A 17,235-nucleotide genomic window follows, 5' to 3' on the forward strand; every position below is an offset into this window, starting at 1 on the left:
CGCGACGATGGATTTCCAGCACACAGCAGACCGCCGGATGCTGGCGGACACGTTGAACCGCTTCATCGCCGAACAGTATGCGTTCCCGGTGCGCGACCGCATCGCGCAGTTGGCCGACGGCTTCGATCGCGCGATGTGGCAGCGCTTCGCCGAACTCGGCGCGGTCGGCGCGCTGTTTCCCGAAGCCGACGGCGGCTTTGGCGGCGCGGGCTTCGACATCGCCGTGGTGTTCGAATGCCTCGGGCGCGGGCTCGTCGTCGAGCCGTTCCTCGGCGCGCTGCTCGCGGGCCGCGCGTTGTCGCTCGCCGGCGGCCACGCGCATCGTGAACGGCTTGCCGCGCTGATCGACGGCCGCGCGAGCGCCGCGTTCGCGCACGACGAGCCGGGCTCGCACTACGAACTGACGACCGTGCGCACGCGCGCCGATCGTGCCGGCGACGGCTGGGTGCTGACGGGCGCGAAGGGCGTCGTCGACCAGGCCGCGCAGGCGGCGTTCTTCGTCGTCAGCGCGCGCGTGTCGGGACGCGACGACGACGCGGCGGGCATCGGCCTGTTCGTCGTGCCGGCCGACGCGCCGGGCGTGTCGCTGCGCGACTACCGGAAGATCGACGGCGGCCGCGCGGCCGAAGTGCGCTTCGAGCGTGTCGCGCTGCCGGCCGATGCCGCGCTCGGCGCGCCGGATGCGCTCGACGGCGAAACGGGCGCGGCACTACTCGAACGCGTGCTCGGCTACGGGCTGCTCGCGCTGTCGGCGGAGGCGCTCGGCGCGATGGACGTCGCGAAGGACGCGACGCTCGACTACCTGCGCACGCGCAAGCAGTTCGGGCTGCCGATCGGCAGCTTCCAGGCGCTGCAGCACCGGATGGCCGATCTGCTGCTCGAAGTCGAGCAGGCGCGCTCGGCGGTGATCAATGCGGCCGCGCAGCTCGATGCGCCGCGTGTGGTGCGCGAGCGCGCGCTCGCAGCGGCGAAATACAGCATCGGCCGGATCGGCACGCTGGTCGCCGAGGAAAGCATTCAGCTGCACGGCGGGATCGGGATGACGTGGGAGCTGCCGCTGTCGCATTACGCGAAGCGGCTCGTGATGATCGATCACCAGCTCGGCGACGAGGATCACCATCTCGCGCGCTACATCGCGCTGTCGAAACAGTAAAGGCATACGACGCGAATGGAGGAGACAAGGATGACGAACGACCCACGCGCATTGCCGCTGGCCGGCGTGAAGGTGCTCGATTTCTCGCGCGTGCTCGCGGGCCCGTGGAGCGCGATGGTGCTCGCCGATTTCGGCGCGGACGTGATCAAGGTCGAGCATCCGGTGCGCGGCGACGACACGCGCGACTGGGGGCTGCGGATCGGCGAGACCGAGACGACCTACTTCAACAGCGTGAACCGGAGCAAGCGGTCGATCTGCGTCGACCTGCAGACCGAAGAAGGGCAGCGCATCGCGCGCGAGCTGGCCGCGCAGGCCGACGTGCTGATCCACAACTTCAAGTTCGGCGGCGCGGAGAAGCTCGGCCTCGGCTACGACGCGCTGGCCGAATTGAATCCGCGGCTCGTGCATTGCGCGATTTCCGGCTACGACCGCTCGGGCCCGGAGGCCGCGCGGCCCGGCTACGACCTCGTCGTGCAGGGCGAGGCGGGGCTGATGGCGCTGAACGGCGAGGCCGGCCAGCCGCCGCTGAAATTCGGCGTCGCGGCGGTCGACCTGTTCACCGGCATGTATTCGGCGCAGGCGATCCTCGCCGCGCTGTACGAGCGCCACGCGACGGGGCGCGGGCGGCGCATCGAGATGGCGCTGTTCGACTGCGGGCTGATGATCACCGCGTACTACGGACTCGACGCGCTGCTGATGGGCGAGGATCCGCCGCGCTACGGCAACGCGCATCCGTCGATCGTGCCGTACGGCGTGTTCGACGCGGCCGACGGTCCGCTCGTGATCACGGTCGGCAACAACACGCAGTTCGCGCGTTTTTGCGACGCGATCGAGCGGCCCGACCTCGCCGCGGACGACCGCTACAGGACCAACCTCGGCCGCTCGGAGAACCGCGCCGCGCTGCTGCCGGAGATTCGCGGCGAGCTCGCGCGGCGGCCGCGCGCGATGCTGCTCGCGGCACTCGCCGATGCGGGCATTCCGTGCGGCGAGGTGCTCGGGCTGCACGACGCGCTGACGTCGGAGCGCGCGACCCGCGCGGGGCTCGTCACGCGGCAGCCGCATCCGGTCGCGGGCGGCGTCGACGTGCTCGCGCCGCCGTATCGCTTCGACGGCGCGCGCCTGCCGGTGCGCGGTGCGCCGCCCGTGCTCGGCGCCGATACGGACGACGTGCTCGGCAGCTGGCTCGGGCTGTCGCCGGACGACCTGGCGCGGCTGCATGCGGATCGCGTCGTGTAGCGCGTTTCATGTATTGCCGCCGCGGCGCGGGCGGAGCAGTCGACGCGCGCCGACCATCCATAAGACACGCCTCGCGAACGACGAGGGGACATTGGAGACACCATGCAGCATTCCTTCATCGAATCGGTCACGGCGCGCCGTGACTACCAGCAGCTCGTGCGTGCGCGACGCCGCTTCAGCTTCACGCTGACGGCGCTGATGATCGCCACCTACTACGGCTTCATCCTGCTCGTCGCGCTCGCGCCGCACGTGCTGGCCGCGCCGCTGTACCGCGGCGCGACGACCACGGTCGGGATCGTCGCGGGCGTCGCGATCATCCTGGTCGCGATCGGACTGACCGCGTGCTACGTGCTGCGCGCGAACCGTGCGTTCGACCGCCGCGTCGACGCGATCCTGCAACGTTCGTGACGGAGGCCGACATGCGACGCATCTCGAGCGCGCTCGGCGCGCTGGCCGTTCTCGTTTTCTCCACCTCCACCTCCACCGCGCACGCGAGCGCCGTCGCGGGGCCGATGCCCGACAAGGTCGAGCTGAACCCGGTCGCGATCGCGATGTTCTTCGCGTTCGTGTTCGCAACGCTCGCGCTCACGCGCTGGGCCGCGCGCCGCACGCGCTCGACGCGCGACTTCTACACGGCCGGCGGCGGCATCACCGGGCTGCAGAACGGCCTCGCGATCGCGGGCGACTACATGTCGGCCGCGTCGTTCCTCGGACTGTCGGGGATGGTGTTCATGTTCGGCTTCGACGGACTGATCTACTCGATCGGCTTCCTGGTCGGCTGGCCGTTCGTGATGTTCCTGATCGCCGAGCCGCTGCGCAACCTCGGCAAGTTCACGTTCGTCGACGTCGTCGCGTACCGCTTCGCGCAGCGGCCGATCCGGCTGCTGACATCCGCGAACGCGCTGACGATCGTCGTGCTGTACCTGGTCGTGCAGATGGTCGGCGCGGGCAAGCTGATCCAGTTGCTGTTCGGGCTGTCGTACGGCACGGCCGAGCTGATCGTCGGCGTGCTGATGGTGGTCTATGTGTTCTTCGGCGGGATGACCGCGACCACCTGGGTGCAGGTGATCAAGGCCGTGCTGCTGCTGTGCGGTGCGACGCTGCTCGTATTGCTCGCGCTCGCCGAATTCGGCTTCAGCATCGACGAGATGTTCCGCCGTGCGGTGGCCGTACATCCGGGCGCGCTCGGCATCATGGGGCCCGGCAAGCTGATCCGCGATCCGGCCAATGCGCTGTCGCTCGGCATCGCGCTGATGTTCGGCACGGCCGGCTTCCCGCACATCCTGATGCGCTTCTTCACGGTGCCGAACGCGAAGGAGGCGCGCAAGTCGGTGCTCTACGCGACCGGCTTCATCGGCTACTTCTACCTGCTCACGTTCGTGATCGGCTTCTCGGCGATCGTGCTGCTCGCGCAGCATCCCGAGTTCTTCAAGCTCGGAGCGAACGGCACCTTCAACCTGACGCACGACCTGCTCGGCGGCTCCAACATGGTCGCGGTGAAGCTCGCGCAGGCGGTCGGCGGCAACTGGTTCTACGGCTTCATCGCGGCCGTCACGTTCGCGACGATCCTCGCGGTGGTCGCCGGGCTGACGCTCGCCGGCGCGACCACGATCTCGCATGACCTGTACGCGCAGATGTGGGCGCGCGGCAAGCCCGACGAGCGGCTGGAAATGCGCATCTCGCGCGCGGCGACGATCGGGCTGTCCGCGGTCGCGATCGCGCTGTCGATCCTGTTCGAGCACGTGAACGTCGCGTTCATGGTCGGCCTCGTCGCCGCGGTGGCCGCCAGCGCCAATTTCCCGGTGCTCGCGATGTCGATCTTCTGGCGCGGGATGACGACGCGCGGCGCGGTGCTCGGCGGCAGCCTCGGCCTCGCGTCGGCGGTGGCGCTCACGGTGCTGTCGAAGTCGGTGTGGGTCGACGTGCTGCACCACGCGCATGCGCCGGTGTTCCTCGACAACCCGGCGCTCGTGTCGGTGCCGCTCGCGTTCGTCGGGATCATCGTCGGCTCGCTCGCGGACCGCGGCGAGCGCGCGCGGCGCGAGCGCGAGGCCTTCGCGCGGCAGGAGTTCTACGCGCAGACGGGCGTGCTGGCCGGTGAAGCCGTGCAGCACTGATTCGTCCGATGAAACGCCCCATCCGTCCGGATCGCCGGACGGATGTTTTCCGGAAATCCGGAATCCCGGATTTCCTTGCCTGCCGCATTATGAGAAATACAATGAAAACAACGGCTTGAGGGGTTCCGGACACCTGGCATCGACCTTGCGATATGAAAAGCACGGCCATCCCCCCGGCCGACTATTAAACCAAGGAGACAATCGATGACCACTGCCTTCCACTCCCTCCGGACGTCCTGAGGCATCGCTTGTTGCGGCACGGCAGCCGCGCGGGCGAATGGCTCTTCCCCAGACATTCGTCCGCGCGCGTGACGCCGTTTCCACCGGCTCATCTACTTCAGCAGGAACCATCGTGAAGAAGAAACCCTTCTACAAAGTGCTCTACGTGCAGGTGATCTTCGCCATCATCGTCGGCGTGATCCTCGGCCACTTCTACCCGGCGCTCGCCACCGACATGAAACCGCTCGGCGACGGCTTCATCAAGCTGATCAAGATGGTGATCGGACCGATCATCTTCTGTACGGTCGTCACCGGCATCGCCGGCATGGAGGACATGAAGAAGGTCGGCCGCGTCGGCGGCAAGGCGCTGCTGTACTTCGAGATCGTGTCGACTTTCGCGCTGCTGCTCGGCCTCGCGGCCACGCACATCCTGCGTCCGGGCGTCGGCTTCAACATCGATCCGGCGACGCTCGACGGCAAGGCCGTTGCGTCGTACGCGGCGAAGGCGCACGGGCAGTCGACGGTCGACTTCCTGATGCACATCATCCCGAACACGATGGTCGATGCGTTCGCGCAGGGCGAAATCCTGCAGATCCTGCTGATCGCGCTGCTGTTCGGCAGCGTGCTCGCGCACCTCGGCGAGCGCGGCAAGGTCGTGACCGACTTCATCGACGGCCTCACGCGCGTGCTGTTCGGCATCGTGCACATCGTCACGAAGCTGGCGCCGATCGGTGCGTTCGGTGCGATGGCGTTCACGATCGGCAAGTACGGCGTCGGCTCGCTGGTGCCGCTGCTCAAGCTGATCGGCACGTTCTACCTGACCTCGGTCGTGTTCGTGCTGGTCGTGCTCGGCGCGATCGCACGCGCCACGGGCTTCTCGATCATCCGCTTCGTGTCGTACATCAAGGAAGAGCTGCTGATCGTGCTCGGCACGAGCTCGTCGGAAGCCGCGCTGCCGCAGCTGATGGAAAAGCTGGAGAAGGCCGGCTGCTCGCGCTCGGTGGTTGGCCTCGTCGTGCCGACCGGCTACTCGTTCAACCTCGACGGCACCAACATCTACATGACGATGGCCGTGCTGTTCATCGCGCAGGCGACCAACATCGAGCTGACGTGGATGCAGCAGCTCACGCTGCTCGCGGTCGCGATGCTGACGTCGAAGGGCGCGAGCGGTGTCACGGGCGCGGGCTTCATCACGCTCGCCGCGACGCTCGCCGTCGTGCCGACGATCCCGCTGTCGGGCATGGTGCTGATCCTCGGCATCGATCGCTTCATGAGCGAATGCCGCGCGCTGACCAACATCGTCGGCAACGGCGTGGCGACGGTCGTCGTGTCGGCCTGGGAAAAGGAGCTCGACCGCAACAAGCTGCGCCAGGCGCTGAAGGGCGGCGGCGAGGTCACGGCGACCGAGACGGCCGGCGTCTGACGTCATGAATGAGCAGGCGGCGGCACCGCCCGCGGGCGGAGCGCCGCGCGGCGGCCCGGGCGGCGATATGGAGCCCTATGACACAATAGGCGATCCGCATCGCCAGGAAGTCACGTCCGTGAAGCGCCGCCTGCTCATCCTCGTCATGCTTGCCGCCGCGCTCGCGGCGGCGTGCGCGCTGACGTGGACCATCACGTGGCGGCGCGGCGTCGCCGAGCTGCAGCGCAACGCCGCGGTGCGGGTCGACCGCACCACCAACGCGCTCAAGAGCACGCTCGACCGTTACGAGTCGCTGCCTTATCTGCTCGGCAGCCACCCGTACGTCCTGGACCTGCTCGCCGAGCCGAAGCGCGCCGATTTCACCGCGCGCGCGAACCGCTATCTCGAAGACCTCAACGAACACGCGCACGCGACCGTCACCTACGTGATCGGCGCGGACGGCCTGTGCGTCGCCGCCAGCAACTGGCGCGCGCCCGACAGCTTCGTCGGGACCGGATACCAGTTTCGTCCGTATTTCATCGATGCGATGGGCGGCCAGGTCGGCCGCTTCTTCGGGATCGGCACGATCTCGCGCGATCCCGGCTACTACATCTCGCAGCCGGTGTGGCGCGACGGCAGGATCGCGGGCGTCGTCGTCGTGAAGCTCAATCTCGAATGGTTCCAGGGCGCCGACGCGTCCGAGCCGCTCGTCGTCGCGGACGATCACGGCGTCGTGTTCCTGTCGTCCGTGCCCGCGTGGAAATACCACACGCTGCATCCGTTGACGGGGCCCGTCGCCGCGTCGATCTACGAGACGCGCCAGTACGCGCAGCAACCCGTCACGCCGCTGCCTCTGCGCGTCGAGCAGGTGCTCGACGCCGACGCGGAGATCGTGCGTCTCGGTCCCGGCCTGCGCGCGCCGCGCTTCCTCGCCAGCAAGCGGCGGATCGGCGAACCCGACTGGCTGCTGGTGACGCTCGCGCCGATCGCGCCCATCGACGCCGACGCGCGCAACGCGACGATCGTCACCGGCTTCGGCTTCGTGTCGGTCGCCTTGCTCGCGTTCTACTGGCGCATGCGCCGCGCACGCGTGCGCGAGATGATCCGCGGCCGCGCACTGCTGCAGCAGGCGTATGCCGAGCTGAACCGGCGCGTCGAGGAGCGCACGGCCGACCTGTCGGAGGCGAACGAGCAGTTGCAGAAGGAAGTCGGCGACCGGATCCGCGCGGAACAGGAATTGCGCGCCGCGCACGACGAACTGATCCAGGCGAGCAAGCTCGCCGCGCTCGGCCAGATGGCGGCCGGCATCACGCATGAACTGAACCAGCCGCTCGCGGCGCTGCGCAGCTTCTCGGACAACACGCGCGTGCTGCTCGATCGAGGCGAGCAGGCGGCCGCGCGCGAGAACCTCGAGGCGATCGCCGCGCTGACCGAGCGGATGGGCAAGATCACCAACCAGCTGAAGCTGTTCGTCGGCCGCGCGAAGCCGCGCAACGAACGGGCGCTCGTCGTGCGCGCGCTGCGCAGCGTGCTGTCGCTGCTCGGCGACCGGCTGCGCGGCGTCGCGCTCACGCTGACGCTGCAGGATGCGACCGTATCGCCCGCGCAGGATGCGCCGCTCGACCTCGCGTGCGACTATCCGGAACTCGTCGCCCGCTGCGAGGACTTGCGTCTCGAACAGGTGCTGATCAACCTGCTCGGCAACGCGCTCGACGCGGTCGCGGGCGTCGCGGCACCGGCAATCGAAGTGACGATCGCGGTGTCGGTCGCGACGCTCGCGATCGAGGTACGCGACAACGGCTCCGGCATCGCGCCCGACTTGCTGCCACGCTTGTTCGAGCCGTTCTTCACGACCAAGGAAATGGGGCGCGGGCTCGGGCTGGGCCTCGCGATCTCGTCGTCGATCGCGAGCGACGCGGGCGGCGCGCTGACCGCGCGCAATGCACCGTCCGGCGGCGCGCTGTTCGTCTTGACGCTGCGGCGCGCGCGCACGCATCATCCGGACTCGGTGTCCGAGCCGGCGGGCTCGCACTAGGACCCGCCGCAAACCCGTTCGCCGCACGACCGGCATCAACGAGAGCCGCGCGCACCCGCGCCGCGCGGCCTGTCAGGAGCAAGTGACCAAGATGGCCAACCGGCTGCAAGTGATCTATATCGAAGACGATGCGCTCGTTCGCCGGGCGAGTGTGCAGAGCCTCCAGCTCGCGGGGTTCGACGTCGTCGGGTTCGAATCGGCCGAGGCGGCCGACAAGGCGATCGTCGCGGAAGCCGCCGGCGCGATCGTCAGCGACATCCGGCTGCCCGGCGCAAGCGGGCTCGACCTGCTCGCGCAGTGCCGCGAGCGCGTGCCCGACGTGCCGGTGATCCTCGTCACAGGCCACGGTGACATCTCGATGGCCGTGCAGGCGATGCGCGACGGCGCGTACGACTTCATCGAGAAGCCGTTCGCGGCCGAGCGGCTGATCGAGACCGTGCGCCGCGCGCTCGAGCGGCGCGAGCTCGTGCTCGAGAACCATGCGCTGCGGCGCGAGCTGGCCGGGCAGAACATCGTCGCGCCGCGCATCATCGGCCGCAGCCCGGCGATCGAACAAGTGCGCAAGCTGATCGCGAACGTCGCGCCGACCGACGCATCGGTGTTGATCAACGGCGACACGGGCGCCGGCAAGGAGCTGATCGCGCGCAGCCTGCACGAGCTGTCGCCGCGTCGCGACAAGCCGTTCATCGCGGTGAACTGCGGCGCGCTGCCCGAGCCGATGTTCGAGTCGGAGATGTTCGGCTACGAGCCCGGCGCGTTCACCGGCGCCGCGAAACGCCGCGTCGGCAAGCTCGAATACGCATCCGGCGGCACGCTGTTCCTCGACGAAATCGAAAGCATGCCGCTCGCGCTGCAGGTGAAGCTCTTGCGCGTGTTGCAGGACGGCGTGCTGGAGCGGCTCGGCTCGAACCAGCCGATCCGCGTGAACTGCCGCGTCGTCGCGGCCGCGAAAGGCGACATGAGCGAACTCGTCGCGGCCGGCACGTTCCGGCGCGACCTGCTGTACCGGCTCAACGTCGTGACGATCGCGCTGCCGCCGCTCGCCGAGCGCCGCGAGGACATCGTGCCGCTGTTCGAGCACTTCATGCTCGACGCGGCCGTGCGCTACGGGCGGCCGGCCCCCGTGCTGACCGACCGGCAGCGCGCGAGCCTGATGCAGCGCGACTGGCCCGGCAACGTGCGCGAGCTGCGCAACGCGGCCGACCGCTTCGTGCTCGGCGTCGCCGACATGCCGCAGGAAGCCGGTGCGGGCGACGACGATGCGCAGAGCGACCAGACGCTGAAGGAGCGCATCGAGCAGTTCGAGCGCGCGGTGATCGCCGAGGCGCTGAACCAGACGGGCGGCGCGGTCGCGGCGACGGCCGATCGGCTGCATGTCGGCAAGGCGACGCTGTACGAGAAGATGAAGCGCTACGGGCTGTCGGCGAAAGGCGAAACCGAGCGCTGAAAAAGAGACGGACCGCGGAACCGGGCTGGCCGGTCGGGCGGTCCGTGGTGCGGAGCAGGGCGCAGTGGGCGCCCCCGCGAGTCCTGTCGTGCGGCGCTCAGGCCGCGCTGCCGTCGAGCGCCTTCTTGAGCAGCGCGTCGAGTTCCGCGAATTGCGGGGCGCCGACGTAGCGCTTCAGGATCTTGCCGTCCTTGTCGACGACGAAGGTCGTTGGCGTGAGCTGCACGTTGCCGAACTGCTTCGCGACGCTGCCGTCGTCGAGCGCGACCTTGAACGGCAGCTGGCGCGTCTGCGCGTAGTTCGCGACGTACATCGGCGGATCGTAGTTCATCGCGACCGCGACGAATTCCAGCCCCTGGCCCTTGAAGCGATTGTAGGTATCGACCATCTGCGGCATTTCCTGCATGCAGGTCGCGCAGCTCGTCGCCCAGAAATTCACGAGGTAGACCTTGCCTTTCAGGTCGCCGGCCGTCGACACCTTCTGGCCCGACAGCAGCGTGAACGTGGCGTCCGGCACGGTGGACTTGCCGTTGAACGCGAAGAAGCCGGCAATGGCGATGGCCGCGACGACGACGGCCGCGACGATATAGCGGGCGGGGCCGGTGCGGCGCTGGGCGGGAGGCGTGGTGTTCATCTGCGGTGCTCTCGGAGTCGGTCGATGACGCGGATCGATGCAAAGGACGTCGAAATTCGGCGCTCATTTTAGCGCGAATGCGGCGCATGCACCGGCGGCCGCCACGCATACCGGGCGTCGGCTTCGGCGGATAATGGCATTTTGCCTGTCCCCATCACTGCCATGCCGAAGGAAGTTCTCCATTCGTTGCGCCCCCTTTTTCGCCCCCTGCGACACTTCGCCGCGCTCGCGTGCGTGAGCGCGGCGCTGGCCGCGTGCTCGCCGTCATATGACTGGCGTACGCTGCACAACGACGCCGGCTACACGATCGACCTGCCGGCGAAGCCGACCGTCGAGGATCAGCCGGTGGCGGTCGGCGGTGCGTCGATGCCGATGCGGATGCAGGCCGCGCACGTCGACGGCGCGGTGTTCGCGGTCGGCACGCTGACGCTGCCCGACGATCGCGACGATACGCGCCGCGCGGCGCTCGAGTTCCTGCGGGCCGGGTTGTCGCGCAATCTCGAAGGCGTGCCAGAGACGGCCTCGGTGCCGGTGCCGCTCGCGGCCGGCGGTGCGGTAAACGGACTCGAACTGCGCGTCGCGGGCGCGGCCAGCGGCGGCGACCATTCCCACAAGACAATCGTGGCGCGGCTCGTGGCGCGGGGCCGGCACGCGTACCAGGCCGTCGCGATCGCCGACCGGCCGCTCGCGCAGGAACAGATCGACCAGTTTTTCGGCTCGTTCAAACTCGACTGACAGCGGCCGGCGAGGGCGCCTCCGACTCCCGTGACAATTGAAAGTTCATTCGCAGCTTTCGACGCTAATCGCCGGATTTTGCGGGGATTTTTCGGCTATCCACAGCGCATGTGGATAACTTTGTTGAAAAGTTGACCGAATCTCCCGCAAAGCCGCGCCGGACGGCCCTCCGGCGCATTTGACAGCTCACGCTCCCCTTGGGAAAAATCAATAAAAACAAAGGGATATGAATTTCTCGATGAAAGGGTGGCCGTGCAGGGTGATCTGGGGCCGGGTTCGTGAAATTGTGCATAAGTCAAGTCTTGACAGCCGTATTTTGTCCTCCGACGGCGCTCACAGCGCCGTGAGCGCACGCCGGTAGCGGATCGCTTCGGCGATCTGCGCGGCCGTCGGCAACGGGTCGCCGGCCAGGTCGGCGATCGTGCGCGCGACCTTCAGCACGCGGAAATACGCGCGCGCCGACCAGCCGAAGCGCTCGCCGGCCTCGCGCAGCAGCCGCTCGCCGTCGTCGGTCGGCCGGCACAGGTCGTCGGTCTCGCGGCCGCTCAGCATGTGATTGGTCTTGCCCTGCCGCTCGAGCTGCAACGCACGCGCCTGGGCGACCCGCGCGGCGACCGCCGCGCTCGGCTCGCCCGGTGCCGTCGCGCGCGACGCGAGTTCGGCCGGCGACAGCGCTGGCAGGTCGATCTGGATGTCGATCCGGTCGAGCAACGGGCCCGACAGCTTGCGCAGGTAGCGCGTGGCGACATCCGGCGTGCAGCGGCAGCGCCCGGACGGATCGCCGTGCCACCCGCACGGGCACGGATTCATCGCGGCGATCAGCTGGCATGCGGCGGGGAAGTCGGCCTGCTGGGCCGCGCGCGAGATCGTGATGCGGCCCGCTTCCAGCGGTTCGCGCAGCATTTCCAGCACATGCCGGTCGAATTCGGGCAACTCGTCGAGAAACAGCACGCCGAGGTGCGCGAGCGTGATCTCGCCCGGCTGAGGCGGGTTGCGGCCGCCGACCAGCGCGGCGGCGCTCGACGAATGGTGCGGCGAGCGGAACGGGCGCCGCCGCCACTGCGGGGGCGAGAAGCCGATGCGACTCGCGGAAAGGAGCGCGGCCGACGTCAGCGCCTCGTCGTCGGTCAGCGGCGGCAGGAGGCCGGGCAGCCGCGCGGCGAGCATCGACTTGCCGGCGCCGGGCGGCCCGATCATCAGCATGTGGTGCCCGCCAGCGGCGGCGACTTCGAGCGCGCGCCGGGCGCCGCGTTGGCCGACGACGTCCGCGAGATCGGGCGCGGCCGGCGCCGGCACGCCATCGAGGCAGGGCGCCGCGACCGGCGCGAGCCGGGCATCCGGCGCACCGGCCAGGTGCGCGCACAGCGCGGGGAGGTCGGGGGCGCCGAACACGGTGACGCCCAGCACCAGCGCGGCCTCGGCCGCGCTGTCGAGCGGCAGGTACAGCTCGGGCGGGCGCGACGGGGCTGTCTCGCCGGATATCGCGGCGCAATCGACGCCGGCATGGCCGCTGGAATCGAAACTGAAACGGGCGCCGGAATCGAGTTGCGCTTCGGCATGACCCGCGCGCCAGTCGCGCGCGGCGCCGCACGCCATCGCGAACGCGCCGCGCATCGGCCGCAGCGCGCCGGTCAGCGACAGTTCGCCCGCGAATTCGCGGCCGGCCAGCGCGTCGGCCGGGAGCTGGCCGTTCGCGGCGAGGATGCCGAGCGCGATCGGCAGGTCGAAGCGGCCCGACTCCTTCGGCAGGTCGGCCGGCGCGAGATTGACGGTGATACGCCTGACGGGGAAGTCGAATCCGCAGTTCTGCAGCGCGGCGCGCACGCGCTCGCGGCTTTCGCGGACTTCGAGATCAGGCAGGCCGACGATCGAGAACGACGGCAACCCGTTGGCAAGATGAACTTCGACGGTGACGTCCGGCGCGCGGCCGGCCGCCGGCGCGCGACTGCGCACCACGGCGAGCGACATGGCGAGGCTCCTGTAGATGAATCGGACGGGCGACGGCCGTTCAGGGCCGCATGCCGCGGGAATCGGAGGAATCGTTGCGCGCTGCCGGCGTGGCGCGGAAAAGAACGAGGAACGACGAACTGCGAAGAGCGAGGAACAGCGAAGAACGACGGAACGGCTTGCCGACTGGCTGATTTCCGGGTGGCAGGCGCGGGCCGCGCGAGGCGGCCCGCGCCCGGACCAGTCGGTCGGGTGGGGGCGTCAGGCCTGGGGCGCTGCGAGCTTCTGCTCGAGTTCCGCGACGCGCTTCTCGAGTTCCTCGAGACGCACGCGAGTGCGGGCGAGCACATGTGCCTGCGTGTCGAACTCCTCGCGCGTGACGAGATCGAGCTTCGAGAAGCCTTGCGACAACATGGCCTTCACGTTGCGCTCGACATCCTTGGCCGGCGAGTTTTTTAGCAGGTCGCTGACGCGCGACTGCAGGTCGTTGAAAACATCGCTGGGTTGCTTCATGAGATTTCCCTTCCTTGCACAAAAAATGTGCATCTTCAGTTGCATACGTGCCCATGATGCACGCATGACCGGAAATGGTGCGCCCGCGGCGCGATTTCCGGGCATGGCGCCCGCATGGGTGAATGGCCCGGTAAGCCGGGACGTGCGTGCACTCTAGCAACGATCCTTTCGGCGCGCCAGCGAACCGGGCCATGTTGGCCATTCGGCCGGGCTTCCGCACCTTTCAGCATCAGATACGACCCTGTTTAAGAGCCGTTCGAGGCGGTGTTCGCACGAACATGGCATGCGAGTTGCTGAGGAGAGACCGTTACACCATTCCAACCAATTCGACGGGACCACCCAGCGAGAGGACTTCATGAAACTCATTACCGCAATCATCAAGCCGTTCAAGCTCGATGAGACGCGCGAAGCGCTCTCAGCGCTCGGCGTCTCCGGCATCACGGTCACGGAGGTGAAAGGGTTCGGGCGCCAGAAGGGGCACACGGAGCTGTACCGGGGCGCCGAATACGTGGTCGACTTCCTGCCGAAGATGAAGATCGAGGCGGCCGTGTCCGACGATCTGGTCGACCAGGCGGTCGAGGCGATCGAGCGGGCCGCCCGCACCGGCAAGATCGGCGACGGGAAGATCTTCGTCACGCCGATCGAGCAAGTGATCCGGATCCGGACCGGGGAGACCGGCGCAGACGCGCTGTAACAGACAAAGACAAGCGACAAGAGGAAATCCAAGATGCGCAAACTTCTGATGTCCCTGCTGATGGCCGGCTCGCTGATCGCGGCCGGTGTCGGCCCCGCGCTCGCCGACGACGCGGCGTCCGCCGCGGCTGCGTCCGCGCCCGCCGCAACGGCTTCCGACGCATCGGCTGCCGCGGCACCCGCCGCGACGGCGAGCGCCGCGCCTGACGCATCCGCCGCTGCCGCCGCACCCGCTTCGGGCGCCGCCTCCGACGCATCGGCTGCCGCCGCCGCGTCCGCGCCGGCCGCACCCGCCGCGCCGACCGAGCCGTTCTCCGTCGATTCGTCGAAGATCAACTCGGGCGACACCGCGTGGATGCTGACGTCCACCGCGCTCGTGCTGTTCATGACGGTCCCCGGCCTCGCGCTGTTCTACGCGGGCATGGTCCGCAAGAAGAACGTGCTCGCGACCGTGATGCAGAGCTTCGCGATCACCGCACTGATCACGGTGCTGTGGACGGTGGTCGGCTACAGCCTCGCGTTCACACCGGGCAACGGCTTCATCGGCGGCCTGTCGCGCGCGTTCCTGCACGGGATGACCTACGTGAAGGGCGACAAGGCGACCACGCTGACCGTCAGCCACCTGGCGACGACGATTCCGGAATCGGTCTACTTCGTCTACCAGATGACGTTCGCGATCATCACGCCGGCACTGATCTGCGGCGCGTTCGCCGACCGGATGAAGTTCTCGGCGATGCTCGTGTTCATGACGCTCTGGTCGCTGATCGTCTATGTGCCGATCGCGCACATGGTGTGGGAGCCGACCGGCTGGCTGTCGGCCGACGGCGTGCTCGACTTCGCGGGCGGCACGGTGGTGCACATCAACGCCGGTATCGCGGGCCTGATGTCGTGCCTCGTGCTCGGCAAGCGCGTCGGCTACGGTCGCGAATCGATGGCGCCGCACAACCTCGTGCTGACGATGATCGGCGGCTCGATGCTGTGGGTCGGCTGGTTCGGTTTCAACGCGGGTTCGGCGGTCGCGGCTGACGGCCGTGCCGGCTTCGCGATGCTGACCACGCAAGTGGCGACGGCCTGCGCGGCGCTCGGCTGGATGTTTGCCGAATGGGTCGCGAAGGGCAAGCCGTCGGTGCTCGGCATCGTGTCGGGCGCGGTCGCGGGTCTCGTGGCGATCACCCCGGCTGCCGGCTTCGTCGGCGTGGCGGGTGCGCTCGTGATCGGCATCGCGGCGGGCGTGGTCTGCTTCTGGTCGGCGACGTGGCTCAAGTCGAAGCTCGGCTACGACGATTCGCTCGATGCGTTCGGCGTGCACGGCGTGGGCGGGATTCTCGGCGCGCTGCTGACGGGCGTGTTCGCGGTCAAGGACATCGGCGGCGCCGACGGCAGCCTGCTGCTGCAGGCGAAGGGCGTGCTGATCACGCTGGTCTACAGCGGCGTGCTGAGCTTCGTGCTGCTCAAGCTGATCGACCTGACGATTGGTTTGCGCGTGTCCGAAGAGGAAGAGCGCGAAGGCCTCGACGTGATCCTGCACGGCGAGCACGTCGAATAAGTCGTACGGATGACGGCGGGCCGCCGCGCAGACGGCACCCGCCACGAATGAGCGCAGCGACTTCGGCCCGCCCGCACGGCGGGCTTTTTTTTCTCCTGCCGCGCGCTGCCGTAGCGCATAACCCTTCACGCTATCGGGTCAATAGCCGAAAACTTCCTCCAAACCCTTGCGAAGCCGGGAACAATCCCCAAATGGACAGGGCAATTGCTCTACAATCTTCATTCTCCCGCTCGCGAGTGATTCATGGTTCCCCACCTCGTTACCGCGTTGAACGGTCCGCTGCTCGAGCTCGAGCAGAAGATCCTCGACGCGACGCCTGCGATCGAACGCTGGTTCAGGCTCGAATGGCAGGAACACACCCCGCCGTTCTATTGTTCGGTGGACCTGCGCAACGCCGGTTTCAAGCTGGCGCCCGTCGACGCGAACCTGTTCCCCGGCGCGTTCAATAATCTGCCGTCCGAAGTGCTGCCGCTCGCCGTCCAGGCCGCGATGGCCGCGATCGAGAAGATCTGCCCGGACGCGAAGAACCTGCTCGTGATTCCCGAGCTGCCGACCCGCAACGCGTTCTATCTGGAAAACGTCGCGCGGCTCGCGACGATCATGCGCCAGGCCGGCCTGAACGTGCGCTTCGGCTCGCTCGACCCGAGCATCACCGACATGACACCGATCACGCTGGCCGACGGCCAGAAGATCGTGCTCGAACCGCTCGAGCGTTCGCAGCGCCGCCTCGGCCTGAAGAATTTCGATCCGTGCTCGATCCTGCTGAACAACGACCTGTCGGCCGGCATTCCCGCCGTGCTGGAAAACCTGCACGAGCAGTACCTCCTGCCGCCGCTGCACGCGGGCTGGGCCGTGCGCAGCAAGTCGACGCACTTCTCGTGCTACGACGACGTCGCGAAGAAGTTCGCGAAGATGGTCGGCGTCGATCCCTGGATGGTGAATCCGTATTTCGCACACGTCGAAGGCGTCGACTGGCAGGGCCATGAAGGCGAGCAGGCGCTCGCCGACGCGATCGACGGCGTGCTGAAGAAGATCGCGCGCAAGTATCGCGAATACGGGATCAGCGAAAAGCCGTACGTCGTCGTGAAGGCCGACGCGGGCACCGCCGGGCGCGGCGTGATGACCGTGCACGACGCGGCCGAGATCGGCCGCATGTCGAAGGCCGAGCGCGCGCAGATGGCCGAGTCGAAGGCCGGCCTCGCGGTGCGCGACGTGATCGTGCAGGAAGGCGTCTATACGTTCGAGCGCGTCGGCGACGAAGTCGCTGAGCCGGTCGTGTACATGATCGACCGCTACGTGGTCGGCGGTTTCTACCGCACGCACGGCGGCCGCGAGCGCGACCAGAACCTGAACGCGCCCGGCATGCACTACGTGCCGCTCGGCTTCGAGCACACCGCGCTGCCGGATGCCGGCGCGAAGCCGGGCGCCGCGCCGCCGAACCGTTTCTACATGTACGGCGTCGTCGCGCGGCTGTCGCTGATCGCGTCGTCGATCGAACTGGAAAAGACCGATCCCGAAGCCATCCAGGTGTAACGGCTTCGCTACGTACAGGACCCGC

The 17,235-nt window shown here is 68.3% G+C and carries 14 protein-coding genes; 11 read left to right on the plus strand and 3 right to left on the minus strand.

Translation table 11 applies throughout. The features are described from left to right. Positions 1-7: 7 nt before the first annotated feature. The 7 genes from LGM71_RS28585 to LGM71_RS28615 all read left to right on the plus strand — a co-directional run bounded on the left by LGM71_RS28585 (position 8) and on the right by LGM71_RS28615 (position 9,609). Complete coding sequence (locus LGM71_RS28585) at positions 8-1,153, plus strand: acyl-CoA dehydrogenase family protein (protein ID WP_226117697.1); 1,146 nt, start codon at positions 8-10, stop codon at positions 1,151-1,153. A gap of 30 nt (positions 1,154-1,183) precedes the next feature. After that, positions 1,184-2,389, plus strand: a complete 1,206-nt coding sequence (locus LGM71_RS28590; protein ID WP_226117699.1) for a CaiB/BaiF CoA transferase family protein — start codon at positions 1,184-1,186, stop codon at positions 2,387-2,389. A gap of 102 nt (positions 2,390-2,491) precedes the next feature. Beyond that, a complete protein-coding gene (locus tag LGM71_RS28595) occupies positions 2,492-2,797 on the plus strand; it encodes a DUF485 domain-containing protein (RefSeq protein ID WP_059599844.1) in 306 nt (101 codons plus the stop codon). A gap of 11 nt (positions 2,798-2,808) precedes the next feature. Next, complete coding sequence (locus LGM71_RS28600) at positions 2,809-4,506, plus strand: cation acetate symporter (protein ID WP_226117701.1); 1,698 nt, start codon at positions 2,809-2,811, stop codon at positions 4,504-4,506. A 352-nt stretch (positions 4,507-4,858) separates the two neighbouring features. Further along, a complete protein-coding gene (locus LGM71_RS28605) occupies positions 4,859-6,148 on the plus strand; it encodes a dicarboxylate/amino acid:cation symporter (RefSeq protein WP_226117703.1) in 1,290 nt (429 codons plus the stop codon). Positions 6,149-6,152: 4 nt separating this feature from the next. Further along, the gene (locus LGM71_RS28610) at positions 6,153-8,162 is read left to right on the plus strand and encodes a sensor histidine kinase (RefSeq protein ID WP_226117705.1); all 2,010 of its coding nucleotides are present in this window, start codon (positions 6,153-6,155) and stop codon (positions 8,160-8,162) included. A 91-nt stretch (positions 8,163-8,253) separates the two neighbouring features. Continuing rightward, positions 8,254-9,609, plus strand: a complete 1,356-nt coding sequence (locus tag LGM71_RS28615; protein ID WP_226117754.1) for a sigma-54-dependent transcriptional regulator — start codon at positions 8,254-8,256, stop codon at positions 9,607-9,609. 97 nt (positions 9,610-9,706) lie between these two features. Here LGM71_RS28615 and LGM71_RS28620 read toward each other — a convergent pair whose 3' ends face one another. Continuing rightward, positions 9,707-10,243 (minus strand): peroxiredoxin family protein, encoded by a 537-nt coding sequence (locus tag LGM71_RS28620; protein WP_226117706.1) that lies wholly within the window; start codon positions 10,241-10,243, stop codon positions 9,707-9,709. 162 nt (positions 10,244-10,405) lie between these two features. Here LGM71_RS28620 and LGM71_RS28625 point away from each other — a divergent pair, with 162 nt between their 5' ends. Next, entirely contained in the window at positions 10,406-10,978 is a 573-nt protein-coding gene (locus LGM71_RS28625; RefSeq protein WP_059599850.1) for a hypothetical protein, read from the plus strand. A gap of 333 nt (positions 10,979-11,311) precedes the next feature. Here LGM71_RS28625 and LGM71_RS28630 read toward each other — a convergent pair whose 3' ends face one another. Together LGM71_RS28630 and LGM71_RS28635 are read right to left on the minus strand one after the other, a co-directional pair. Then, complete coding sequence (locus LGM71_RS28630) at positions 11,312-12,946, minus strand: YifB family Mg chelatase-like AAA ATPase (protein ID WP_226117707.1); 1,635 nt, start codon at positions 12,944-12,946, stop codon at positions 11,312-11,314. Between the two features lie 240 nt (positions 12,947-13,186). Next, the gene (locus tag LGM71_RS28635; protein WP_059599852.1) at positions 13,187-13,438 is read right to left on the minus strand and encodes an accessory factor UbiK family protein; all 252 of its coding nucleotides are present in this window, start codon (positions 13,436-13,438) and stop codon (positions 13,187-13,189) included. Positions 13,439-13,793: 355 nt separating this feature from the next. Here LGM71_RS28635 and LGM71_RS28640 point away from each other — a divergent pair, with 355 nt between their 5' ends. The 3 genes from LGM71_RS28640 (at position 13,794) to gshA (ending at position 17,210) form a co-directional block, all read left to right on the plus strand. Then, a complete protein-coding gene (locus tag LGM71_RS28640; RefSeq protein WP_006398175.1) occupies positions 13,794-14,132 on the plus strand; it encodes a P-II family nitrogen regulator in 339 nt (112 codons plus the stop codon). 33 nt (positions 14,133-14,165) lie between these two features. Further along, a complete protein-coding gene (locus LGM71_RS28645; protein WP_124626356.1) occupies positions 14,166-15,677 on the plus strand; it encodes an ammonium transporter in 1,512 nt (503 codons plus the stop codon). Between the two features lie 243 nt (positions 15,678-15,920). Next, entirely contained in the window at positions 15,921-17,210 is a 1,290-nt protein-coding gene (gene gshA / locus LGM71_RS28650; protein ID WP_059599854.1) for a glutamate--cysteine ligase, read from the plus strand. The last annotated feature ends 25 nt before the right edge of the window (positions 17,211-17,235 follow it).

This window comes from Burkholderia sp. AU33545, assembly GCF_020419685.1.
GTDB classification, from domain to species: Bacteria; Pseudomonadota; Gammaproteobacteria; order Burkholderiales; family Burkholderiaceae; genus Burkholderia; species Burkholderia diffusa.